Origin of the sequence: Streptomyces sp. NPDC059718 (genome assembly GCF_042733315.1) — a bacterium.
GTDB lineage: Bacteria > Actinomycetota > Actinomycetes > Streptomycetales > Streptomycetaceae > Actinacidiphila.
Genome location: NZ_JBHWGA010000072.1, coordinates 1 through 22780 on the forward strand (window position 1 = coordinate 1; position 22780 = coordinate 22780).

Sequence of the window (22780 nt, forward strand, 5' to 3'; positions counted from 1 at the left end):
TGCGGTAGCGAGGGTGTCTATCTCGGTCGTCACACACTGAGCCTGGACACCCTCACCCCTTTCTCGGGCCCGAACCCTTGGAATCGATCATCTAGTAGTGCTTGGTCAAGTCGGCTGAGTCTGTGCGTGTCCTTGTGGGTTGGTTGGGCGTTGGGAAGGTGTGAGTCCGGACGAAGTTGCTGTGGTGCGTGATGAGTTGGAGGCGTTCGCGGCAGAGGTGTTCGAGCCGTTCGCGCGCAAGGATCAGCGCGGGTGGGGGCAGGTCTATCTGCGTGGTCTGATGACCGACGCTCGGCGCAAGTCGATCGAGCCGATGGCAGCCCGGCTGGGAGAGGACGGCAACCGGCAGGCGCTGGCCCACTTCATCACCACCAGCCCGTGGGATCCGGCCCATCTGCGGGCCCGTCTGGCGTGGAAGATGGAATCGGCGATCCGGCCCACCGCGCTGGTCTTCGACGACACCGGCTTCCTGAAGGACGGCAACGCCTCGGCGTGTGTGTCGCGGCAGTACACCGGCACCGCGGGCAAGGTCACCAACTGCCAGGTGGGCGTCTCGCTGCATCTGGCCCGTGACCATGCCTCGGCGGCCGTGAACTGGCGCCTGTTCCTGCCCTAGGGCTGGGATCCGTCCTCGCCGAAAGCGGACCCGGACAAGGTTGCACGCCGTGCGGCCTGCGCGATCCCCGAGGACGTCGGCCATGTCGAGAAGTGGCAGCTGGCGCTGGACATGGCCGACGAGACCCGCTCGTGGGGGGATCGATGTGCCGCTGGCGATCGCGGACGCCGGATACGGCGACGCGGCGGCCTTCCGGCTCGGCCTGAACGCGCGGGGCATGAACTACGTGGTGGGTATTTCCAGCACGCTGTCGGCCCAGCCCGGCGATGCGGCACCGGTCGCCGAACCGTACTGCGGGACCGGCCGGCCGCCAGTGCCGAAATATCCAGAGCCTGCCCGCTCGGTGAAGGAACTGGTCATCGCAGCGGGACGTGGCGCGGCACGGCCGGTGCAGTGGCGTGAGGGATCTCGGCCCGGCACCGGCCGCTCAGGCGTCAAGCGGATCTACTCCAGGTTCGTCGCCCTGCGGATCCGCCCAGCCGGACGTGAGATCCGGCAGGCCACCGACGGCGTGGAACTGCCGGCGTGCTGGCTGCTGGCCGAGTGGCCCGCGGGTGAGAAGGAGCCGGTCCAGTTCTGGCTGTCCGACCTGCCCGAGACCACCGCGCTGACCACCCTGGTCCGTCTCGCCAAACTCCGCTGGCGCATCGAGCACGACTACCGGGAGATGAAGCAGGCCTTGGGCCTGGCCCACTTCGAGGGCCGGACCTGGAACGGCTGGCACCACCACGTCACCCTCGTCTCCATCGCCCATGCCTTCTGCACCCTGCAACGACTGACCCGAGCCCCAAAAGACGCGGCGCCGGCCTGAGCCTCTACCAGGTCGTCCGTGACCTGCAGATCCTCCTCGCGACCTGGACCGGCGCCTGCCCCACCTGCCACCGCGACATACCCACCCCAATACCGACCTGACCAAGCACTACTAGGACTTGTCCGGCCGATCGTGTGACTACTCGCTGTTCAGCTCGTTGATGTGGACATGGGGCGGGGCGATCTGGCAGACGCGGAGTGGGAACGGCTGCGGCCGTTCCTGCCGGTCAGCAATCGGCGTTGTGGCCGGTGGCGGGATCACCGGCAGGTGATCGACGGGATTTTGCACCGGGTGCGGACCGGTGTGCAGTGGCGTGACCTGCCCGAACGGTTCGGGCCGTGGAAGACGGTCTATGAACGGCACCGGCTGTGGTCGGCGGACGGGACGTGGGAACGTCTGCTGCGGCAGGTCCAGGCCGCCGCGGATGCCGCGGGTGAAATCGACTGGGACATCTCGGTGGACTCCACCATCGTCCGAGCGCATCAGCACGCGGCCGGCGCCCGCACCGATCCGCCACTGGCACCCGCGTTAAAGGGGGCCGAGCAGGCAGAACACCAGGACGAGACCGCGTGGCAGAGCTTGCACGCTCGCCTGGTGGAGGTGGTGCAGGAAATGAGGGCCTGGGCCGCTCGCGGGGCGGGTTCACCAGCAAACTCCACCTGAGCGCCGACGGCCGATGCCGCCCGCTGTCCCTCATCGTCACACCGGGCAGCGGGCGGACTGCACTCAGTTCATGAAGGTGCTGGACAAGATCCGCGTGCCCAAGCTCGGCCTGGGAAGGCCCCGCAAGAAGCCCGACAGCGTCGCCGCGGACAAGGCCTACAGCAACGGACCGATCCGCAGGTACCTGCGACGCCGGGGAATCTGGCACACCATCCCGGAGACGGCTGACACCCAGGCCGCCCGCCTGCGCAAAGGCTCACGCGGCGGACGACCACCCGGCTTCGACGAAGAACGGTACAAGAAACGCAACACCATCGAACGAGCCATCAACCGACTCAAGCAGCACCGAGCCGTGGCCACCAGATACGACTGTGAGGATGTGGGGGTGCCGCCTTGGGTAGTGGTCTGGCCCGCGATACGACTGGCTTCGGTGCCTTGCGTTTGATCTGCCGACCACTGTCTGAGGCGGCGCATGCTGCCGCCGGACCGGTGGGCGTGTCCCGATAGGGGCCTTCGCGACAGGCACCGTCACAGTCCTGACCGCCGCACTCGGCCCGGCGTCGGCCGGTGTTCCCGCAGCGTCAGGAGACAGTCGACCGTGAACAGCATGACCCAGCACACCCATCCACGTCACCACGCCACTGACCTCAGCGAGGAAGTGGTGCTCGGGGTGGACACCCACAAGGACATCCACGCAGCGGCCGTAGTCACTACGACCGGGGCAGTGCTGGACAACCGTGCGTTCCCGACCACAAGAGAGGGATACCGCCAGCTGCTTTCCTGGGCCCGCTCCTTCGGACGGTTACAGCGGGCCGGCGTGGAGTGCACCGGCTCCTACGGAGCCGCACTGACCCGTTACCTGCACAGCGAGGGCCTCACGGTCACCGAGGTCAACCAGCCGGACAAAGCCGTCCGCCGCCGACGCGGCAAGTCCGACGCGATCGACGCAGCCGCAGCGGCTCATGCTGTCCTCTCCGGCCGTGCCACCGCCGCCGCCAAGACCATCAACGGCCCGGTGGAGACAATCCGCCTGTTCAAGATGGCCAAGACCTCCGCGGTCAAGTCCCGTTCGCAGGCCATCAACCAGCTCAAGGCCATCCTGGTCGCCGCAGACCCTGCCCTGCGTGAATCGCTGGCCGGCCTGAGCAATCCCAGGCTCATCCGCCGCTGCAGCGAGCTGAACCCCGGAGAAGACCCCGGTCCCGCGGGGGCCGCCCGGCACACGCTCCGGCTCCTGGCCAGGCGCATCCTGCATCTCACCGATGAGATCAGCGAGCTCACCAGCCGGATCACCGCCACCATCGGCATCTGTGCACCAAAGCTCCTCGATGTCTACGGCGTCGGCCCCGACACCGCTTCAGCCTTGCTGACAGCAGCCGGGGACAACCCCCAGCGGATGGGCAGCGAGGCGTCCTTCGCCGCTCTCTGCGGCGCGGGCCCCGTCGAAGCCTCCTCCGGCAAAACCCAGCGGCGCAGACTCAACCGCGGCGGCGACCGCCAAGCCAACTCCGCCCTCTACACGATCGTCCTGGCCCGGATGCGCTGGGACACCCGCACCCGGGCCTACATCGAACGCCGAATCAGCGAAGGCAAGACACACCGCGAAGCCATCCGCTGTCTCAAACGCTACGTCGCCCGCGAGATCTACCAGACGATCGTTACGCTCCGGCCAAGCTTGGCGCAGTCAAGATCAGCCGGTTGACATCCATAGGGGCATCAAGCGCGGCTACGTCTTCCTCGGCACCGCCACCGCAGCATCACTCGCCATCTGGCTCCGAACATGATCGGCCGGACAAGTCCTAGAGGGCTCATCTCATGACACAGGTTGCTCGCTGTCAGGCTTGACGGGCGTGGGACGCGAGGCGATCGGCGAGCGCGGTGACGAGGTCGCGCAGCTCGTCGGGCCGTTCGATGACGAACGGTCGGTCGAGTGAGGCGAGTACCGGAGGCAACCAGTCGAGCCGCTCCGCCCGCAGCTCAACGCGCAGCCAGCGCTCGGTCGCCCGGTCCTCGCCCGCCCCCGGCGGGTACTCCTCCAGGCTCGCGACACTGACGGGAAGGCGGGCGCGGATCTGCGCGACCGTACCGTGGATCCGCAGGGTCACCTCATGCCGGTACTCGGCGGTGGCGAACGCCGACACCACGCGCTGTGCCGGACCGGGGCCCTCGGGCGCTTCGAAGGAGCCGGGCAGGGTCCGCGGGTCCGCGATGCGGTCGAGGCGGAGGGTCCGGTCCTCGCCGATCCGGGTGTCCTTCCCCGTGACGTACCACCGGCCCGCGTGGGCGACGATCCCGTACGCGTGCAGCGTGCGTTCGCTGCGCCGTCCGTCGCGGTCGGTGTAGCGGATCGAGACCGGACGGCGGTGGCGCACCGCATCGGCGAGGGTGAGCAGAACGTCGGCGTCCGGGGTGTCGAACGCTCCGGCCCGATCCGTGAAGTCGAGGGCCTCCAGGAGTGTGTCGAGCCGACGGGCGGTGTGCTTGGGCAGCACCCGCCGGATCTTGGCCGATGCCGTCTCGTTCGCCGTGCGCTCCGTCGTCGTCAACCCTGCCCGGCGGCCGGCGACCAGGCCCAGCAGCACGGCCAGCGCCTCGTCGTCGCTGAACATGAGCGGAGGCAGCCGGTACCCGGGGGCGAGCCGGTACCCGCCGTAGCGGCCGCGCACCGATTCCACGGGTACGTCCAGGTCGATCAACTGGTCCACGTAGCGCCGCACCGTGCGCCCTTCCACGCCGAGCCGTTCGGCGAGTTCCGCCACAGTCCGGGTGCCGCCCGACTGCAGCAGCTCCAGAAGGGTCAGCACGCGAACGGTGGGGCGAGACACATTTGCAGCCTAGCGCAAATACAGGACCGATTCTGTCCACTATTTCTCCTAGCCTGCGACGTCCACACCTTCAGCACGGCCAAGGAGATCCCGATGGACTTCGTCTCGATCCGCATCATCACCAGCGACGTCGCGCGTCTCGTCGCGTTCTACGAGCGAGCCACAGGTGCGCCGGCGGCGTGGGCCACCGAGGACTTCGCCGAACTCAAGACCGCGGGCGCCACCCTCGCGATCGCCGGCACCCGCACGGTCCCGCTGTTCGCCCCGGGCTCAGCCCGCCCTGCGTCCAACCACAGCGTCATCACCGAGTTCCTCGTCGACGACGTGGACCGCGTTCACCAGAACCTGACCGACTTCGTCACCGACTTCGTCGCCGAGCCCACCACCATGCCCTGGGGCAACCGGTCACTGCTGTTGCGCGACCCCGACGGCAACCTCGTCAACTTCTTCACCCCCGTCACCCCAGCGGCCATCGCGAGGTTCGCACGCTGACGACAGGCACGGACACTCAGTACCGCATGCCGGGCATCGGCCACGAGGGTGGCCGATGCCCGGCGGGGGAGTTCGACACGAAGGTCACCCGACCTGGTAAGCCGGTGCGGTTGTGCACTGATTCCCGATGGGTCAGGCGAAGTAGTGGTCCTGGTCGAGGTCGGCCAGCAGGCCGGGCTCCTGGGGGTGCCAGTCGTAGCGCTCACGGGTCGTGGTGCTGGACGTCGGGTTGTCGTTGCGGGCGAACCGCAGGATCCACCCGAAGTGGGTGGTCGCGGCTTCCTCGCCGAGGGAGGCTACCGGCACGCCGAGGCGGCGGCCGATGACCTCGGCGACGGCCCGGCGCCCGCCACACCTGCTCAGTAGAACCTCCTCACCCATCCGGCACCCCATAGGTTGAGCGGCCCCGCCGAATCCATTGCGGCCCGTGTGGTAGGGCCTGGCGGCTCGCAGGCGGCGGCCGCGGAACACGTGCCCAACACACTGGGCCTGCGCCGTGTCACCTTCGCCGTCGACGACACCGTCACCCGCCTGCGCGCTCAGGGCGCCGAACTCCTCAGCGAGGTGGCGCGGTACGAGGACAGCTACAGGCTCTGCTACGTCAGGACTCTGGGGCTCGGGTGACGACGGTCAACGCGACGGGGGCTGTTCGGTCGCACCGCCCCGATGAGGCGTAGGGATGTAGCCCTTCGCCCCAGGTGGCAGCGCGTCGAGGCACGCCTGGGAGCAGGCGTTGACCAAGAGCGGCAGGACGTCGGTTGCCACCACCTGGGAGAGCCAAGCCTGGTGAGGGCCCGTCGCCGCGATCGGCCCGGTGCAGACACTGCAGGTGCGGGCCGCAGTGGTGCCCCAGCGGTAGGGATCCAGGCTGTCGAGGTCCAGGACCGTATCGCCGGGCGGGAGGAGCCGTGGGAAAGGCGGCCGGTACTTGTAGTTGCCGTAGATCGAGCGCGTGCTCACCGTGCTGTTCGCCAGCCGAGCGCACCGCGTGATTTCGTAGGGGAACCAGTGCAGCCGTCGCGAAGTGTACGGGCTGAACTGTTCCAGGCTCGCCATGCCGCCGATCTCCGGAGGTATCCGCACCAGGTTGCTCCCGTACAGCACAAGGGTCCGCACCGTCGTCAGCCGCCCGATCGACGCCGGCAGCGTCACGATCTGCCGCCGCTCATCAAGGCTCAGCTCCGGCAGCGGGCGGAATTCTTCCCGCCCGTCGGCCGCCGCCTCTTCGATCAGCTCCAGTAATCGGAGCCAGCCCGGAGCACTGGTGTCCTGAATCTCGGCGTGGAAGGACGTCATCGCGCCGGGAGGACTCACCCGAACCTGGCTGAAGCAGTGGCAGCGGTCCTGCGGCACACCAGGCCGGGATTCCACCGCCTCGGGAAAACGGTTCGGGAAGACCCGTGCAGGGAGTTGTTCGTCCGTCATGGCGCAACGATAGGGACGCGGCGTCTGCTACGGCACCATCCGAACACCAGTGAACACAAACGACCCCTGGCCAAGCGGGGGGCTCCTTGGCTATGGCTGGCGGACGAGAACAGACCTGCTGGACGGTCGTAACCGATCAGGCTGTCATGAGCCGTTCCACAGGCCCAGCCGTCGCAGACGGCGTTGTCGGTGCCGCTCATACAGAGCTGTGAGCCCGAAGATTCCGCCGAGCAGGAGGCCCCCCACCGGCGCGATGACGAAGTCGGATGACTGGACTCCCGGTAGTACCAGGAAGTAGGCCCCCCAGGCCGTTCCTGCCAGGAGGGTCAGGAGCAGCGGGTGCCGGGCTGCGAACTTCTGCGTCCGTGATGGCGGGCGCTCACCGCCCAGAAAACGGTCTATGGCCCAGAAGGCATGCACCAGTGTTCGGACTCTGTCTGGCATGACCGCGAGCGTAGCGCGCTGACCAGGGCGCTTTGCCCGTCGGGTAGGTCTGCGGGTACTTCCTGGCTCACGCCACGGACCCTTTCGGTGTCTGTCCCGGTTCTACTGGCTGAGGCTGCCGTCCCGAAGCCGCCGGGTTCCACAGCCGTATGCGAGGCGGAGCGGTTCCTCGTCCGCTTGCGCGCTGACCGGAACGCCCCCATCCATCGGGCGGTGTACAGCCGTATGGCGCCTCGTGCCAGCGACAGAGCGAGGAATCGTGCCGTCTCGTGTACGCCGCTCATGGAGGCAAACAAGGGCGGGGCCGAGCTCCCCATGCACAGTCCCGGCCAGGCTCCTCGCTGCGCCGTGGGTGTTATCAGCACACGCCGGGCCTGGCACGGCCGGTCGCGCCGGGCCCTGTGGTTGCTTATGAAGCTCCGGCTCGGTCTGGCTTTCAACCGCGATCGGTTCTGTCTCGGGTTCCGGACACTTGGGGGGTTGCACCCAGTCACTCAGCCCGCCGTGCCGCTGCCGGGCCGGCGCGCGGGGGCTCGCCCGGCTGCCGGCACGTTGAAAGACTCCTGGCCATGACCTCGATTGATCACGACGTGCACCAGGCGTGGGACCGTATCAGTGCCTGGTTCCAGGAACTTCTCCAAAAGGCCCCTGTGAGAGCGACTGCAGACGAAGTCCGGCTCCGCGCGGCCGAGGCAAGCCTTGGGGTGAGTTTTCCCGCCGACCTGGTCACGTGGTGGACCCTGCCCCGCGTCAGTGCCGACTACTGGATCCCGGAAGCGTTTGCTCCTGTGAGCCTGGAAGAAGCTCTGGAGACGAGAGAGGTCTGGTTGCTTGTCGCGGAACAGGAAGGGACCGCCCTGGACGCGAACGGCGAACCCGAACCACGTTTCCTGCCCGGGTTCCTGCCGATCGCGATGAGCCCTGGCGGTGACGGTCTCATCGTCGACTTGCGGCCCGGTGATTCGTACGGCGCGGTCTTCTTGTGGGACCACGAGACCTGGGTCCTTGGAGTGGAGCTGTGGAGTTCGGTGGCTGCCATGCTCCAAGACGTCGCAGCCGCGTTCGAGTCGGGGACGCCGGCCCTGCTCCGTCACGCTTCCCTCGGCGGCACCACACAGCCGTGTGTCCCCGTCGTGGACGACGCTGGCGATCTGCTCTGGGAGGTGGCAGAACACCGATAGTGCACGTTCCTGCCGCATCCAGGCCGATGTTCCGGTTGAGTGCTTCCGCCTGCGCCTGGCCCGGCTGCCGGGACCTGCCGCATAGGGCGTTACGCCCATTCCACCCCGAGTTCGGCGAGTGCGGTGCGCTGCTGGAGGCTGAGCCGGTTGCGTCGGGTCTTGTGGTTGCTCAGGAACACACCCAGGCGCACCGGCACCTCCTGCGCCGGTTCGCCCTCCGCGGCCTGGACCGTGATCGGTTCTGTGTGGGCTCTGGGCACTCGGTGGTGGCCTTCGCGGGCGATGTATTGAGCGAGCGCTGCCAGGCCGCGTTGGAAGCCCTCCGAGGTTTTCTCAGCCCGCTTTCGGGCTGCCCCTTCGACGGGTGCCGGGGCGGGCCATTCGGCGGGTGTCAGGCCCAGCTTCGACAGGCGCCGCTGCTGCTCGCCGGTCAGTTGGGCCCAGCTCCCGGACTGCCGTGCGATCCATGCCCCGAGATCATCGCCCTCGTACCGCACTCCGGGTTCGATGCCGGCCACCGAGTGGTCGGGTTCGGTTTCGGCGAGGTCGCGAAGGATGGCGTAGTGGCGTTGCCAGTCCAGTGGCCAGGGGCAGTCCCAGTCCGGATCGATCGCGGCCAGCTGCGCGGCGCGGGTTGTGGCGCGTTCGGTGTTCTTGCCGAGGCCGCCCTGGCGGCGGAGGTTGGCCAGGTGTTGTCCGATGGGTACGGGGTGGGTTTCGCCGTCGGGGCCGTCGCTCCAGACGGCGTCCTGCCTGGGGGCGAGGTGCCCGTGGGTGCGGTGGAAGGCGCGGAACACAGCGAGTTTGGTTTCCCAAGCCTGGTCGCCGGGTTCCCAGACCATGCCGGCTTCGGGCTCATCCAGCAGCTTCCTGCGGCGTTCTTCCAGTTCCCCGGCCCGCAACGCCCTTCGCTGTTGGTTGATCCACCGCCCGAGGGGGAACCGCACCACCCCGAGATCAACCTCAGTGTCATAGGGCACCGCGTGCAGGCCGGTGACGCCGTTCTCGGCGCGCCATGTGCGTAGCGCTTGGTAGCCCTCGAGCCAGACCAGGGATTCGGGTCGGTAGACGCGGGTGCGCAGGAATGCGGCGATGGTGGCCGGGTCGCGGGGGGTGGCGAAGTTCAGCAGCGCCGATTCCACCGCGCCCGCACCCTCCGCGCCTGGCTCCTGCTCCCCGCCGCCGGTGATGCGGCCGTTCGCGTCCCGCTGCACGTGGATGGTGCGCGGTCCGCTGCTCAGCGCCCGGTTGGCTAGTTGTTCGACGAGGTGCTCGTCGTGTGAGCGCAGGCCTTGGAGGACGGCGACCAGGGGCCGGTATGAGGCTGAGGCGATCATGTTGTCGGGGTCTTCCCCGGGCTGGAGGAAGATCGGCACGATGATGCGCGCCACTTTTGCCCGGCCGTCGGGGTTGGGGCGAAGGGCGCGGCCGATGTTCTGGACGATTTCGACTTGTGAGCCGCGGGTGTCGGCGAAGCAGACGGCTTCGACTCCCCGTGTCCCGACGATGTCGACGCCTTCCCCCAGGACCCGGACGCTGGCGAGGAATGCCCGGTGCATGCGGCGTCCGTGGGCGTCGGTGCCGCCTGCGAACTGCTGGATGACCTCGCGTCGTTCGGTCACGAGGTGGTCGCCGCACAGCCACTGCGCCCACACGCGGTCCGGGGCGACGTGCCGGTGAGGAGCAAGGTCGTAGAAGCTGGCGTCGATCGACGACACCGGCAGCGCGCCGGCTTCGGCCAGGGCGTGCTCGGACGGCTCGCTCGCATACAGCTCGGCTGCGGTCTCCGGGAGCTTGGCGGCGAATGCGGCGGCTTCTTCGACGCGCTGGTGGAACGTCATGACCGTGCGGAGGTTGTGGGCGGCGGCGTGTTCGAGCAGCGCGGTCTGCAGGAGCGCCAGGCGCCGGCCCCGCAGGGCTTCTTCGGGGACGCCGAGGGTGAGGTCGGGGTCCTGGATTTCCAGGACGTCGATCTCGAAGCCGGCGAGGACGCCGCGTTCGATGGCCTCGGACAGGCCGAGCTCGTAGATCCACTGGCCGTAGGTGCCGGCCGGGTTGTCGCTCATGGAGGCGATCTCGAGCTCGCTGCCGTCCTTGCCGACCGGCGGCCGGGGCGCGGCCAGGATCCGCGGGGTGGCGGTCATGTACAGCCGGTAGGAGACGGGGATGCGGGTGCTGTCGTGGATCGCCGCCCACGCCCGCCCCAGGTCTCCGGCCGTGCCATGCGCCTCGTCCACGACGGCCAGGTCGAAGCCGTCCATCTGCTGCCCGTACAACCGCGCCCCGCCAGCGAGAGCGGCCTCCAGCGGCCCGCGCACCCGTCCCAGGCCCGCCGGGTCGTCGATGTCGTCGCGGTCCACCAGCGAGGCGTACGTAGCCAGCACCACCACCGGCCCGGCCCCCGCCCACAACGCCAGCCGGACCGGGTTCGTGGTCGTACGGACCCCGAGCTGCTCCAGGACCTCGTCGCCCTCCAGCGAGCACACCGCCACCATCGGCGCGCGGTGCCCGACCCGGCGCCACGCCTGCGCGGTCTGCACGAGCAGGTCCAAGGTGGGCACCATCACCAGGATCCGGCCCTGCCGGAACAGGTCCAGCGCCGCCTGCGCAGCGGTGATCGTCTTCCCCGACCCGGTTGCGGACACCAGCGTGGCCCGCGCCCCCTCGGCGGGCACGGGGGAGCGTGTGGGGAATCCCGCCCACTGCCGGATCCGCGCGTTTGCCTCGATCTGATGCTCGCGCAGCCGGACGCTCTTCACGCCTGCTCCTCCTCTTGCGACGCTGGGACAGCCGCCGCCGGCACCTTGTTCCTGCCCGCACGCACTGCTCATGTACGTGGGTGAGCCAAGGCGTCCGGGTGTGACACCGTACCGGCCCGTTGCCGGCCGCGGGCCGGCCTGAGGCTCGTCCGCCGGTCTCGGGTGTCGCGCGCGTCCCAGAAGCGGACACGGGAACGCAACCGAACCCCCCGGTAGGGTCCTGCAGCACCGTGAACGGAGACCCCGCGTGCCCGATGTGAACGTCCGGATCCCCGCCGAGACCCGGGACCGGCTGGCGGAGACCGCCGCCGCCGAAGGCCTGTCGCTGCGCGCCTATCTGGCCCGCCTGGCCGACAGCCTCCCGACCCCTGCCGAGCGCGCCGTGCGCGCCGAGCAGGCCTGCGCCATCTTGAACGAGTGGAACGGCTACGCCCCCACTCCAGCCGAGCAAGACGGCCTGGATGCCGAACTCGACCGCCGCCTGCCCCGGGCCACGACCAGCCCGTGAGCCAGGGCGTGGACGTCGTCTGGGATGACACTGTCCTGGGTGCCGCAGGCCGCGGCAACCTCCTCGGCGCGTGCCTCATCCGCCGCGCCCCCGCCGAAGCGGGCCGGCACCTGTACGTACCGACCTGCGCCCTGGTCGCCGCCAGCCGCGGCGGACCCGGGCGTTGCCCGACGTGACGGCCTGCGCGACCTTGACCTGTCGCGCGCTGCGGGGTCCGGCCTCGCCGCTGTCGTCCCGAGGCCATAATGGGGGCATGGCAGCCAGCTCGCAGCCCCAGGTGCCGGGGACCGCAGACCAGTCCGGCGTGTACGCCGAGGACCTGGCGCTGTACCGGGAGAAGTTCCGGCGGCGTCTGCCGGCCTCCCTGGACGAGCTGCGCGGGCCTGCCCACGGGGTCGTGGATCTGCCACTGCACGTCGCCTGGTCGGGGATGACCTCGTACGACCTGGACAAGCCCCGCCAGCGCATGGGCCTGTACCGCACTGTCCTGCACGAAGGACTGCACGACGACCTGCCCCGCTACCTCAACCGGGATCTCCTCGTGCAGATGTGGCCCGTCCTGCGCGGCCTGGTCGGACGCACGGTGCGCGCCGTGTGGGAGGAGACGTTCCCCCAGCTCGCCGACCGCGCCCGGGCCGCCGCGTGACGGACATGCCGGAGCTGCACGCGCGGCTCCTGGCCGACGTCATCGCCCTCGGCTCCCCCTACCCGCTCGTCCTCACCGGCGGCTACGCCGTCCGCGCCCACCGCCTGGTCAACCGCCCCAGCCAGGACCTCGACGTCGCCACGCAGAACCCGGCACCCATGACCGACATCGCCACCACACTCCGCACCGGCCTGGAAGCACGCGGCTGGCACGTGCAGTCACTGGAGATCGCCCCGCTGTCCGCCCGCTTCACCGTGTCCGACCCCGCCACGAGGCAGGAGTGCGAGGTCGACATCCTCAAAGAGATCTTCTGGCGACCCATCACCCACAGCCCCTACGGGCCCGTCCTCGCCGAGGAAGACGTGATCGGAACCAAAGTCCGCGCCCTCGGCGACCGGGGCGCCCCCCGGGACCTGATCGACGTGTTCGCCGCCTCCCGCCGCTGGTCCACCACCGACCTGGAAGAGTTCGGCCGCCGACACGCCCGGGGCCGCTTCGAACGAGAAGACCTCCAGGCCAACCTCGCAGGCGCCGAGTGGACCGACGACGAAGCCTTCGCCGCCTACGGCCTCGACGACACCACGATTGCCGCGCTGCGCTCCTGGGCCGTGCAGTGGGCCGACGACCTGGCGGCCCGGCTTCTCGAGGAGTCCGGCCATCCCGACGCCGACTGAGGGCTGTAATCCAAGCCCGGCCGCACGCTTGGTGGACAAAACTCGGACGTGCCAATCCGGTGACACGAAGGATCGGGGGGGCTGCCATGTCTCCGAGCGGCGCACGGCGACACGGCGGCTGGCTACGGACCACCCCCGCTCGCGCGGGAAGTGCAGGGCCAGGCCGGCGCCCACAGGCAAACCATCCCCGCTCGCGTGGGAAAGGACGCCGCCCAGATCATGTTGCTGTTCTTGTACGAAGCATTCCCGCTTACGCGGGAAGGATCCGAAGGTTTGCCCGCGCCACAAGTCTCCGGCCGGACCACCCCCGCTCGCGCGGGAAGGATGCCGAGGAGCAGGCCCGCCGCGCCAAGTTCTACGGACCACCCCCACCCCCGCCGAGCAGGACGATCTGGACGCCGAACTCGACCGCCGCCTGACCCAGGCCACGGCCGCCCGGTGAACCAGATCGTGCACGTCGTCCTGGATGACACCGCCGTGGTCGCCGCCGGTCACGGCAACCTCCTCGCCTCCCGCCTCAACCACCGCACCTCGGCACAGGCGCGGGCTCGATCGCAGGATCGCGCGTGATGACGAGCTGATTCCGTGGGCCGTGAAGAGGGAGCACCGTCAGCTGCACCCGGTGATCATGTTGCGTGTGGAAGCCCGTCGGCGGGCCGGCCTGCCACTCGACGAGGACAAGGCTGAGCGTCTGGAGTCATGGCGAGTCATGCTCGAGACGCAAGGCGCGGTCGTCCACGACGACCCGGATACGGCGGACGGCTTTTCCTGCATACCTCGCGGGCCGGGCGACACGGACATCATCCCCAAGCCCCCGATGAAGACCACCCAGCGGCGTAACGCAGACGAGCGCGCTTAACGCTGCGGGCACCAAAGCGGCCGACGCGGCCCAGGAGAGGCCGGCTGTCCGGGCCTGTCGGGCCTCGTTTGGAGTGGCGCCGGCAATGACGGACAGCGGTACACGCTGGTCTCATAGACTGAGCGGGGTCACCTCAGGACCGTTGCTGCTTCGAGGGAGGTGCGTCGTGACCGCTGACATGATTGCGCCGGAGTGGATGCACACACCGATCACCGCGGCACAGTACGACTCCTGGTCTGCGGAGCAGTGCAGGGGCATCGAGATTGTGGACGGGATGGTCGTGGTGAGTCCGAGCGCGTCCAAGCGCCACAATCGCCTGACCCGGTTCCTGGCCAACGCCCTGGATGCTGCGGCGTCGCCGGAATGGAACGCCGACACGGACTTTGATGTCCGGCTGCAGGACGTTCCGCTGACGAACCGCCGCCCGGACGTCGTGGTCTACCGACATCACCCCCACGAGGCCGGAGCACGTGCTCCTGGTCGTGGAGGTGGTCTCGCCCGGCTCGGAGACCACCGACCGGATCGTGAAGATGGAGCAGTACGCCAAGGCGGGGATCTCCTTCTACTGGCGTGTGGAGCAGACACCCAACGGGGTCCCTCTGGTGTATACCTACCTGCTCGACCCGGCGGCCGGGGTCTACCGGGACGGGGATGTCTTCACCGACGTCGTCAAGACTGCGGTTCCCTTCCCCCTCGAGATCAGCCTCAGCTCGATCTGACCTGAGCGGCACTGCCACTACCTGATCGCAGCAGCGCACGCGGGACGGGTCGTCTGTGCGCCGCTATTCCGGTGCCCGGGCGTGACCCCAGGCGGGGACTGGAAGCCCCTCACCTGGGCTTCAGGCCGTCGTGGCCGGTGACTGCCCTGCGACGTCCTTCGCTGGCCAGCCGAGCACGTCGCGCGGGATGAGTACGGCGCGCGGGCGCGGCGCGAGGTGCAGCTGCCCCTTCTTGATCCACTCGCAGTTGCCGAGGGTATGGACGGTCGCCGGCCTCGGCAACGAGGAGATCGCGGCCCAGATGGGGGCACCGACGAAATGCGCTGATCAGGCGTTTACACAGAACGATCGTAGATCGTTTCCCGCGAACATCAAGATCGTTTCCCGCGGACCAGGTCACACAGGACGGGCCGCATGGATCAAATAGACGCTGGGATCGGGTCAGAGTCTGATCGCCGATGGATGCTGCTCCGTTACGGGGTCGACACGGTGCCGGTGGTGCGCGCTCGGCGACCGTCTTCCAGGCCGGCTGCCTAGGGTGATGGCGTGACCGTTCCGACCCACGCGGCTTGTTGATAGAGTCCGCCGTCAATACCGGGTGGGGGTATCCGGCGCGGTGGGACTTCCAGGCTCCCCGCTAAAGATGATCTGCACCTCCACCGGTGGTCATCCAGTTCACAGCAGGCTCGCCAAAGAAGGAGTCGCCCATGTCCGCGGCAGCCGTCGAGCATTCCGGTCAGCTGACTCACTTGAGCTCCGCACAATCGGGCACGCAGGCGGCGGAGGCTGACCGATGCACCGTGACCGTGTGTCGGGGCTGCTGTTGCGGAACAAGCGAAGTGCCCGGCATAGATCACGCGGCTCAGCTCCATCGCCTCCGCTGTGCGATCGGCGACCGAGGGCAAGTTCGGGTGTCTGGCTGCTTGGACGCCTGTGATCACGCGAACGTCTTGGTTGTGCAGCCCTCACCGGCCGGGCGCAAGGCCGGCGGGCGACCCGTCTGGCTGGGCTTGGTGAACGATATGGCCGTTGTCGAGGACATCGCCGCGTGGATCAGCGACGGCGGGCCAGGACTCGCCGAGCCGCCCGCGACAATCGGCCTTTACACCTTCATCCCCTCCTCACGGGTCAAGCAACAAGCGACAGGCTGACAGCCGTTGTGGCACGGGCCTCGCCCCTGACAGCTGCCTGGCGCATCACACGACCTGCATCGCGTCGAAGGCTTCCGTGATCGCAGCAGGCAGACCGAGAGGCCGAATATCACACCGCATCGAGTACCCGCCCGGGGTATCTTCGGCTCGGTAAGGCAGGGGATGCGTGGAAGGAGCGGTCGGCGTATGGGCGGCGGACGCGAGCGGAGGCGGGGCACAGCCCGGCTGATCGCCGTGTGTGCGGTCCTGCTCGGCCTGTTTCTCATGCACGGAGCCCCCGCAACCGCCGCCGGTTGCCACAACCAGGGCACCGCCACCGCGGGCACCATGGCGCACGACAGTCACGCCCCCGCACCCGTGCAGGCCCACCCGTTTGCCGCCGCACCGCACCACCCCCGTGCGGGACACGCCCTGGCAACCGAGCAGGGGACGGATGCGCACGGGGTTCTGTGCGTCTCCATCTCCGCGGGAGACCGGCTTCCGCTCCCGGCCAGTCCCCTCGTGGCGATTGTCGTTCTTGCCCTGCTCGCGGCCTGGGCCCCGTACAGGACCTGGCGCCTGGAAGGAATGGCTCGCCGCGGGCCACCGGGCGGTCGGCTGCTCTTGCTCAAGATGTGTATCGCGCGGACCTGACAGGACCCGCGCCCCAGCCCCCGGATCCTCCGAGGCGCTGAGGCCATCCACGTCCTGATCACCCGCGCGCCACCCGGCGTGGCGTGCCCACCCGGAAAGACGAACCCTTCGATGTTCGCGACCACCCTTGTGCGCCGCCGAGTTCTCACGGCGGCCGGCACCGCAGCCGCACTCGCCCTGACCCTGGCAGCCTGCGGCTCCAGCGACTCCTCCATGCCCGGCATGCACCACGACCCCCAACCCTCGTCGTCGGCCTCAGCCGGCGTGTCGGGCATGGACCACGACTCCATGCCCGACATGGACCACGGCAGCATGGGCGACGGCCTGAACGACACCAAGGACGGCTACGCGGTGACCTCCGCCGTTACCGAACTGCCTGCCGGCAGGCAGACCGACTACACGTTTCAGATCACCGGCCCCGACGGAAAGCCGGTCACCGGCTTCGCGCTCGACCAGACCAAGCGGATGCACTTCTACGCCATCCGCTCCGACCTGACCGGTTTCCAGCACCTCCACCCGGTCATGGCGGTCAACGGCACTTGGACCGCCGGCATGGCAGCCCTGAAGCCGGGCACCTGGCGGCTGTACGCCTCGTTCACGCCGGACAGCGGTTCGGGCAGGGGCAAGGATTTCGTCCTCAGTCGCACCGCCACCATTCCCGGCACCGCTGACGAGACCTCGCTCCCGGCGGCCACCACCAGCACCAAGGTCGACGGCTACACCGTCTCGGTCGAGGGTGAGCCGATGGCGGGCATGCCCCACCCCATGACCGTCAGCATCAGCAAGGACGGCGAGCCCGTCACCGACCTTCAGCCCTACCTGGACACCTACGCCCATCTGACCGCCTTCCACGAGGGCGACCGGGCGTTCGCCCATCTCCACCCGCAGACCGAGGTGAACGGTGACAGGGGCGGTCCGGACCTCGCGTTCCAGGCCATGCTGCCCAAGTCCGGCAACTGGCGGCTCTTCCTGCAGTTCCAGACCGGCGGCACCCTGCACACCGCCGAGCTGACCCTGAACGTCAGCTGATACGACCGGGGCGCCGCCTCCGGGCGGCGCCCCACGGCGTGTGCCCTGTGCCGATCCCGCAGCCCTCGTGGTGTGCGCCCTGATAGCGGCGGTGAGCGGAATCGTGGGCGTCGATGACCAAGGTGTCCCAGTCCTGGCCGATCAGCAGGCCGCGTCCTCCGGAGACAGGGTGCAACCTACCCCGGCCACCGCCAGCGGGGGTGCCTCGGGCACTTCGTTCAGGAGTTTGTCCGGAGGGTAGCCCTACACCGTGCCGTCGGCGACGGGCAGGTCGTATCGTATCGGCCGGTCTCCTTCACGGCTTGCTGAGATGGCCGAAGGTGCGGAGTGCCTCGAGGCGGCGCCGGTACTCCTCTTCGTCGATCTCGCCGCGGGCAAACCGGTCGGCCAGTACCTGCTCCGGCGCCGGGGCAGCGGGGTAGCGCGTGCGCTCGTGAGGGCGCCCCAGGGCACGGAACACCAGGACGGCGATGCCTATGATCAGCGCCCAGAAGAGGATCATGCCGATCGACATCGTGAACCAGCCCCAGCCGCCGATGTTGTGGCCGTACCAGAACATCGTGTCCACCTCCCCGTTGACCGGGCATCGGAACGGGCTTGCCCGGATCCTCCTTGCGTCAATCCCACCTTCACCCCGTGGCGGGCCATGCGCTGGGGCCGGACGGTCCCCGTCTGCGGGGTCGTACAGCCCCTACCCCGTGGGGGTAGGGGAGAGGCACGCTGGAAGGGTCACCATGCAGACGGGAGATCCGCCATGGGTGCCCTCGACCTCGTCGTCGTGATCGCCTCCGTCATACTCATCGCCGCTCTGGGCTGGTATTTCTTCGGACCGCGGCGCGCTCGGTCGGCTCGTCTCGAGGACGGGGTGCAACGCGTCGAAGTGACTGTGCGCGGGGGCTACAGCCCGAACGTCATCCGCGTACGACAGGGCACCCCGATCGAGGTGGTCTTCGACCGCCAGGAGGCGGGCGAGTGCACCTCACGGGTGGTCTTCCCCGAGCTCAAGGTGGCTGCCGGTCTCCCCGCGCACACCCGCACCACGGTGCGACTCAGCCCGGAGAAGGAGGGGTCGTACAGCTTCGACTGCGGGATGCACATGATCCACGGCACGCTCCTCGTCGACCAGGGCGACGGTTCGCAAGCAGCGCGGGACGATGAGCCGGTGGCCGTCGAACCGGCACACGCGGCTCCGGCAGGCTCCCCGACTGGTACAAGTGCGGCGGAAGCGGAGGCCGCGGACGCCGCCGAGCGCCAGACGGAGATCACCGATCTGACCCGACGGGTCGCCGTCGGGGCGGTGCTCACCCTCCCGGTGCTGTTCGCGGTGATGGCGCACGAGCTGTTCGGCGCCAGTTGGGTGCCCGGATGGATGCTGAACCACTGGGTGCAACTGGCGCTGATCACCCCGGTGATGTTCTACACGGGTCAGCCCGTCCACGTGACCGGGTGGCTGGCGCTGCGGCACCGCAGCGCGGACATGAACAGCCTCATCACCTTGGGCACCACCGCCGCCTACGGCTACAGCCTGCTGGTCACCTTCGCTCCCGTGCTGCTGCCGAGCGACGTTCGCGAGGTGTACTACGAGGCGGTCGGCGTCATCCTCAGCCTGATCCTGCTCGGCAGGCTCTTGGAGGCCCGGGCCAAGGCCGGCACCGGCGAGGCCATCCGCGCCTTGCTCGGGCTTCAGGCGCGCACCGCTCGTGTGGTGCGTGACGGCACCGAAGCCGAGATCCCCGTGGAGGAGGTGACCACCGGGGACGAGGTGGTGATCCGGCCGGGCGAGAAGGTGCCTGTGGACGCGGTGGTGCTGTCCGGGTCGTCGGCCGTCGACGAGTCGATGGTCACCGGTGAGCCGATGCCCGCCACCAAGCGCGCCGGTGACACCGTCATCGGCGCGACGGTCAACGGAACCGGGTCCCTGCGGGTGCGCGCGGCCAAGGTCGGCGCCGACACCATGCTCGCGCAGATCATCCGGCTCGTTCAGCAGGCCCAAGCGTCCAAAGCGCCCATCCAGCGCCTCGCAGACGCTGTATCTACCTACTTCGTACCTGTCGTCATCGCCATCGCCGTCGCCACCTTCGCGGTGTGGTTCACCGTTGGTCCCGCACCGACACTGACCTTGGCCCTGGTCTCCGCCGTCTCGGTCCTGATCATCGCCTGCCCCTGCGCCCTGGGACTGGCCACGCCGCTGTCGGTCATGGTCGGCACAGGCAAGGGCGCCCAGGCAGGCATCCTCATCCGCTCCGCAGAGGCCCTGGAGACCGCGCACAAGCTGGACACCGTCGTGCTCGACAAGACCGGCACCATCACCGCCGGGGCCCCTGCCCTGACCGGTATCCACCCTGTAGGGGGCTTTGACGAGAGCGTGCTGCTGGAACTGGTGGCGGCAGCCGAAGCCGACAGCGAGCACCCGCTGGCGAGCGCGATCGTGGCCGGAGCGCGGGAGCGCGGTCTCACCCCGCCCACCGCCTCCGGGTTCGACTCGGTCACAGGCAAGGGGGTGCAGGCCACAGTGAACGGCCACGCCGTACTGGCCGGCGCCGCCCGGCTGCTCGACGACGTCGGGATCGACACCCGCGACCTGGCCGAGGTCGCCGCCTCGTACTCGGCGCACGGAGCAACTCCGGTTCTGATGGCCGTCGACGGCCGGCCTGCCGGGGTCCTCGCGGTCGCTGACACGGTCAAGGAGGACTCGACCGCGGCCATAGCGGCACTGCGTCACCTCGGCGTCGAAGTGGTCATGATCACCGGTGACAACGCCCGCACGGCAGCCGCGATCGCCTCCCAGGTGGGCATCGGCCGCGTGCTGGCCGAGGTGCTGCCCGAGCATAAGGCAGACGAAATCCGCCGCCTGCAAGGCGAAGGCCGCACCGTCGGCATGGTCGGCGACGGCATCAACGACGCCCCGGCGCTGGCCGCCGCCGATGTCGGCCTGGCCATCGGCACCGGCACCGACGTCGCCATCGAAGCCGCCGACATCACGCTCATCTCAGGCTCCCTGACCGGAGTCGTCACGGCCATCCGGCTGTCCCGGGCGACCATGCGCAACATCCGCCAAAACCTGTTCTTCGCCCTTGTCTACAACGCCGTCGGCATCCCCGTCGCGGCGGGCGTCCTCTACCCGCTGTGGGGCATCCGCCTCAGTCCGATCATCGCCGCGGCCGCCATGGCCCTGTCCTCGTTGTCCGTCGTCACCAACTCCTCCCGTCTGCGCCGCTGGCACCCCACCCCACTGCCCGCTGCCCCCGCCACGCGAGTGAATCCCCAGGTCGAAGTCGCGGCAGACCGTGCGGCAGCACCTGCCGAAACCGCCACGAAGCAAGACCAGCAGGAGGCCGCCGTCGACCCAGTGTGCGGGATGCGCGTCGACCCCGCCGGCGCCGCCGAAAAACGCGAGTACGAGCAGGACACCCACTACTTCTGCTCGTCCCATTGCGCTGCGGCCTTCGACTCCGAACCGGGCCGCTATGGCAGGCCGCACATCCGTGGCACACGCGAAGAGGGCCACACCTCATGACCAGCGACTACGGCCGGGGTCCCGTCGGGCCCCCGCCCGGATACGCCGACCACAAATCCGATCACCTGGCGCGGCTGCACAAAATCGAGGGCCAGATACGCGGAATCACACGGATGGTCGGAGACGACCGCTACTGCATCGACGTCCTGATCCAGATCGGCGCCGCAACTCACGCGTTGCAGGAGGTAGCCCTCGCCCTCGTCGACGACCACATGCGGCGCTGCGTCACCAACGCCGCCCGCGCGGACCCACCCACGAGCGAGGCGAAACTCGACGAACTCAACGTGGCCCTGCGCCGGACGCTGCGGCTATGACAGCCTCCGCACATCGTGAGCGTCCGTGGGCCACGGTGATGGGACCACCGCCCGACCCGACCACATCTCGGTCACAGGCTGTTCTGCGCGGCAGCCGTCCACGTGCTGGCGCGCTCAGGAGAGCTGGCTCCCACGCCCTCGAAGACCGCGGCGCTGGCACTATGCGGCCAGAGCCGGACAGCGGCCGTGGTTCTCAGCCACGGCCGCTGTGGGCTTCAGCGCCGTCGACGTCCTCCGGGGCAATCGGATTGGGGGACATACGCCAGGTTTCCCAGTGGATATCGGATCGGTCAGCGCCCTGCGGAGGCCTTACGGCGACGGACGGCGAGGCCGCCCAGCACGACGGCGCACTTCACCAGGATGACCGCGGCGACAGCTCCGATGCCCCAGCCCGTCCACGAACCGGCCAAGAGGGATCCTCCCAAACCCAGGTGCACGGTCACGACCAGCGCGATAACAGCGGTGAGACCTATGGTCCCGCCGTACCGACGGCGTGTCGCTGTTTCCGCTGCGGGCCCCGCATCTTTGGTCGCGGGGCCATCCCCGTGATCAAGGGCTTCGGTCCATCGCCAGGTGACGTGCAGCGCGTCGCGCCGCCCGATCCGTTCCAGGCGACCGGCGATGAGGGCCTGGAACCGTTCGAGGCCGTCGGCGTCGGCGGCCTCCATCCGGAGCGTCAGAGCGTCGGGGCCGGCCTCCAGTGTGCACCGCCCCCAGCCGACGTCAATCGTTCCGTGCGTGTCGGACCATTCGACGTTCTTGATCTCGGGGGGCGCCTCGCCGTTGCGATGCAGGCGCGGCCCATGGCGCATGTGACTGCCCATCTGGCCGGCATGCTTGCAGAGTTGCACGAGGTACCGGCTCGGGCGCTCGGTCGGCACGCGGGCTTCGGCGACTGGCATGGGTGCATGCCCTTTCTCTGTGGTCGGAGACGTTCAGATCCGGGTGAGGCCGGCGCGCCAGGCTCGGATGCCGCCCGGGTCCGTGGTGATGTGGATCGTGGCTGCTTCGATGGAGTCGGCATGCCACCCCTCGGCGAACGCGGCGCGGATCTCTTCCTGCGTCGGCTTCCGCATCCGCCCCCTCCCCTCACCTGGCTGCCGGTCGCTCAGGCCGAGCATGAAGTACCGGCCACCCGCGGGGACGGCGGACCTCAAGCCGGCTGTGTATGCGGCCCGATCCTGGTCCTCGAAGATGTGGAACAACCCGAAGTCGAGGACGGTCTCGAAGCGCTCCCCGAGATCGGCCAGGAGCCGGGCGTCGTGGTGCAGGAAACGCGCCCTGAGGCCCCGGTCGCGCGCCTTGTCCTCCGCGCTGCGCAGCGCCTTGGCGGCAAGGTCGATGCATGTCGCGTCCAGGCCGAGTCCGGCGGCCATGAGCGTGTGCTCACCCGTTCCGCAACCGACGTCCTGCACGCGGCCGCGGGTGACTCCCCTCTTGGCAAGGGCGAGGAATGCGTCCTGAGGCTGACCGATGCCCCATGGCGGCGGTGCCATGCACAGGTCCTCCGGTTC

Annotated in this window: 21 protein-coding genes and 4 pseudogenes; 17 read left to right on the plus strand and 8 right to left on the minus strand. The window is 69.0% G+C overall.

Annotated features, from left to right (window positions below):
- The first annotated feature begins 160 nt into the window (after positions 1–160).
- From ACFV3E_RS43055 to ACFV3E_RS43065, 3 genes and pseudogenes are all read left to right on the plus strand, one after another.
- A pseudogene (locus ACFV3E_RS43055) lies at positions 161–1427 on the plus strand (IS701 family transposase).
- Positions 1428–1595: 168 nt separating this feature from the next.
- Positions 1596–2460: pseudogene (locus tag ACFV3E_RS43060) on the plus strand (IS5 family transposase); the annotation flags it as partial.
- Positions 2461–2697: 237 nt separating this feature from the next.
- Entirely contained in the window at positions 2698–3792 is a 1095-nt protein-coding gene (locus tag ACFV3E_RS43065) for an IS110 family RNA-guided transposase (protein ID WP_500541484.1), read from the plus strand.
- A 133-nt stretch (positions 3793–3925) separates the two neighbouring features.
- Here the strand turns inward: ACFV3E_RS43065 and ACFV3E_RS43070 are convergent, their stop codons facing one another.
- Positions 3926–4915, minus strand: coding sequence for a helix-turn-helix transcriptional regulator (locus ACFV3E_RS43070; RefSeq protein ID WP_500541486.1), 990 nt, complete (start codon positions 4913–4915; stop codon positions 3926–3928).
- Between the two features lie 93 nt (positions 4916–5008).
- Here ACFV3E_RS43070 and ACFV3E_RS43075 point away from each other — a divergent pair, with 93 nt between their 5' ends.
- Positions 5009–5407 (plus strand): VOC family protein, encoded by a 399-nt coding sequence (locus ACFV3E_RS43075; protein ID WP_500541488.1) that lies wholly within the window; start codon positions 5009–5011, stop codon positions 5405–5407.
- A gap of 132 nt (positions 5408–5539) precedes the next feature.
- Here ACFV3E_RS43075 and ACFV3E_RS43080 read toward each other — a convergent pair whose 3' ends face one another.
- Complete coding sequence (locus ACFV3E_RS43080) at positions 5540–5788, minus strand: hypothetical protein (protein WP_500541490.1); 249 nt, start codon at positions 5786–5788, stop codon at positions 5540–5542.
- Between the two features lie 90 nt (positions 5789–5878).
- Between ACFV3E_RS43080 and ACFV3E_RS43085 the strand changes: the two are divergent.
- Positions 5879–6031, plus strand: a pseudogene (locus tag ACFV3E_RS43085) (hypothetical protein); the annotation flags it as partial.
- A 6-nt stretch (positions 6032–6037) separates the two neighbouring features.
- Here ACFV3E_RS43085 and ACFV3E_RS43090 read toward each other — a convergent pair.
- Positions 6038–6832, minus strand: a complete 795-nt coding sequence (locus tag ACFV3E_RS43090) for a leucine-rich repeat domain-containing protein (protein WP_500541492.1) — start codon at positions 6830–6832, stop codon at positions 6038–6040.
- Between the two features lie 1013 nt (positions 6833–7845).
- Here ACFV3E_RS43090 and ACFV3E_RS43095 point away from each other — a divergent pair.
- The gene (locus ACFV3E_RS43095) at positions 7846–8457 is read left to right on the plus strand and encodes an SMI1/KNR4 family protein (RefSeq protein WP_500541494.1); all 612 of its coding nucleotides are present in this window, start codon (positions 7846–7848) and stop codon (positions 8455–8457) included.
- A gap of 89 nt (positions 8458–8546) precedes the next feature.
- Here ACFV3E_RS43095 and ACFV3E_RS43100 read toward each other — a convergent pair whose 3' ends face one another.
- The gene (locus tag ACFV3E_RS43100; RefSeq protein WP_500541496.1) at positions 8547–11216 is read right to left on the minus strand and encodes a helicase associated domain-containing protein; all 2670 of its coding nucleotides are present in this window, start codon (positions 11214–11216) and stop codon (positions 8547–8549) included.
- A gap of 247 nt (positions 11217–11463) precedes the next feature.
- Here ACFV3E_RS43100 and ACFV3E_RS43105 point away from each other — a divergent pair, with 247 nt between their 5' ends.
- The 7 genes and pseudogenes from ACFV3E_RS43105 to ACFV3E_RS43135 all read left to right on the plus strand — a co-directional run bounded on the left by ACFV3E_RS43105 (position 11464) and on the right by ACFV3E_RS43135 (position 14622).
- Positions 11464–11724, plus strand: coding sequence for an Arc family DNA-binding protein (locus ACFV3E_RS43105; protein ID WP_500541498.1), 261 nt, complete (start codon positions 11464–11466; stop codon positions 11722–11724).
- Complete coding sequence (locus ACFV3E_RS43110) at positions 11721–11900, plus strand: hypothetical protein (RefSeq protein WP_500541500.1); 180 nt, start codon at positions 11721–11723, stop codon at positions 11898–11900. The genes ACFV3E_RS43105 and ACFV3E_RS43110 overlap by 4 nt, the downstream gene beginning before the upstream one ends.
- Before the next feature lie 77 nt (positions 11901–11977).
- The gene (locus tag ACFV3E_RS43115) at positions 11978–12370 is read left to right on the plus strand and encodes a hypothetical protein (protein ID WP_500541502.1); all 393 of its coding nucleotides are present in this window, start codon (positions 11978–11980) and stop codon (positions 12368–12370) included.
- 5 nt (positions 12371–12375) lie between these two features.
- Positions 12376–13044 (plus strand): nucleotidyl transferase AbiEii/AbiGii toxin family protein, encoded by a 669-nt coding sequence (locus ACFV3E_RS43120; RefSeq protein ID WP_500362121.1) that lies wholly within the window; start codon positions 12376–12378, stop codon positions 13042–13044.
- Positions 13045–13482: 438 nt separating this feature from the next.
- Positions 13483–13614, plus strand: coding sequence for a hypothetical protein (locus ACFV3E_RS43125; protein ID WP_500541504.1), 132 nt, complete (start codon positions 13483–13485; stop codon positions 13612–13614).
- Between the two features lie 22 nt (positions 13615–13636).
- A complete protein-coding gene (locus ACFV3E_RS43130) occupies positions 13637–13903 on the plus strand; it encodes a hypothetical protein (RefSeq protein ID WP_500541506.1) in 267 nt (88 codons plus the stop codon).
- Positions 13904–14069: 166 nt separating this feature from the next.
- Positions 14070–14622: pseudogene (locus ACFV3E_RS43135) on the plus strand (Uma2 family endonuclease).
- A 120-nt stretch (positions 14623–14742) separates the two neighbouring features.
- Here ACFV3E_RS43135 and ACFV3E_RS43140 read toward each other — a convergent pair.
- Positions 14743–14904 (minus strand): hypothetical protein, encoded by a 162-nt coding sequence (locus ACFV3E_RS43140; RefSeq protein ID WP_500541508.1) that lies wholly within the window; start codon positions 14902–14904, stop codon positions 14743–14745.
- A gap of 740 nt (positions 14905–15644) precedes the next feature.
- Between ACFV3E_RS43140 and ACFV3E_RS43145 the strand changes: the two genes are divergently transcribed.
- Positions 15645–15773, plus strand: a complete 129-nt coding sequence (locus ACFV3E_RS43145) for a hypothetical protein (RefSeq protein ID WP_500541510.1) — start codon at positions 15645–15647, stop codon at positions 15771–15773.
- Between the two features lie 744 nt (positions 15774–16517).
- The gene (locus ACFV3E_RS43150) at positions 16518–17435 is read left to right on the plus strand and encodes a DUF8832 domain-containing protein (RefSeq protein WP_500541512.1); all 918 of its coding nucleotides are present in this window, start codon (positions 16518–16520) and stop codon (positions 17433–17435) included.
- Between the two features lie 295 nt (positions 17436–17730).
- Here the strand turns inward: ACFV3E_RS43150 and ACFV3E_RS43155 are convergent, their stop codons facing one another.
- A complete protein-coding gene (locus ACFV3E_RS43155; protein WP_500541514.1) occupies positions 17731–17994 on the minus strand; it encodes an SHOCT domain-containing protein in 264 nt (87 codons plus the stop codon).
- A gap of 195 nt (positions 17995–18189) precedes the next feature.
- On the opposite strand from ACFV3E_RS43155, the gene ACFV3E_RS43160 reads away from it, so the two are divergent.
- Both ACFV3E_RS43160 and ACFV3E_RS43165 read left to right on the plus strand, forming a co-directional pair.
- Positions 18190–20952 (plus strand): heavy metal translocating P-type ATPase, encoded by a 2763-nt coding sequence (locus ACFV3E_RS43160; RefSeq protein ID WP_500541516.1) that lies wholly within the window; start codon positions 18190–18192, stop codon positions 20950–20952.
- Positions 20949–21266, plus strand: coding sequence for a metal-sensitive transcriptional regulator (locus tag ACFV3E_RS43165; RefSeq protein ID WP_500541518.1), 318 nt, complete (start codon positions 20949–20951; stop codon positions 21264–21266). Before ACFV3E_RS43160 ends, ACFV3E_RS43165 begins: the two co-directional genes overlap by 4 nt.
- Before the next feature lie 290 nt (positions 21267–21556).
- Here ACFV3E_RS43165 and ACFV3E_RS43170 read toward each other — a convergent pair whose 3' ends face one another.
- The gene (locus tag ACFV3E_RS43170; protein ID WP_500541520.1) at positions 21557–22168 is read right to left on the minus strand and encodes a DUF2218 domain-containing protein; all 612 of its coding nucleotides are present in this window, start codon (positions 22166–22168) and stop codon (positions 21557–21559) included.
- Between the two features lie 33 nt (positions 22169–22201).
- A complete protein-coding gene (locus ACFV3E_RS43175) occupies positions 22202–22762 on the minus strand; it encodes a class I SAM-dependent methyltransferase (protein WP_500541522.1) in 561 nt (186 codons plus the stop codon).
- Positions 22763–22780: the final 18 nt, after the last annotated feature.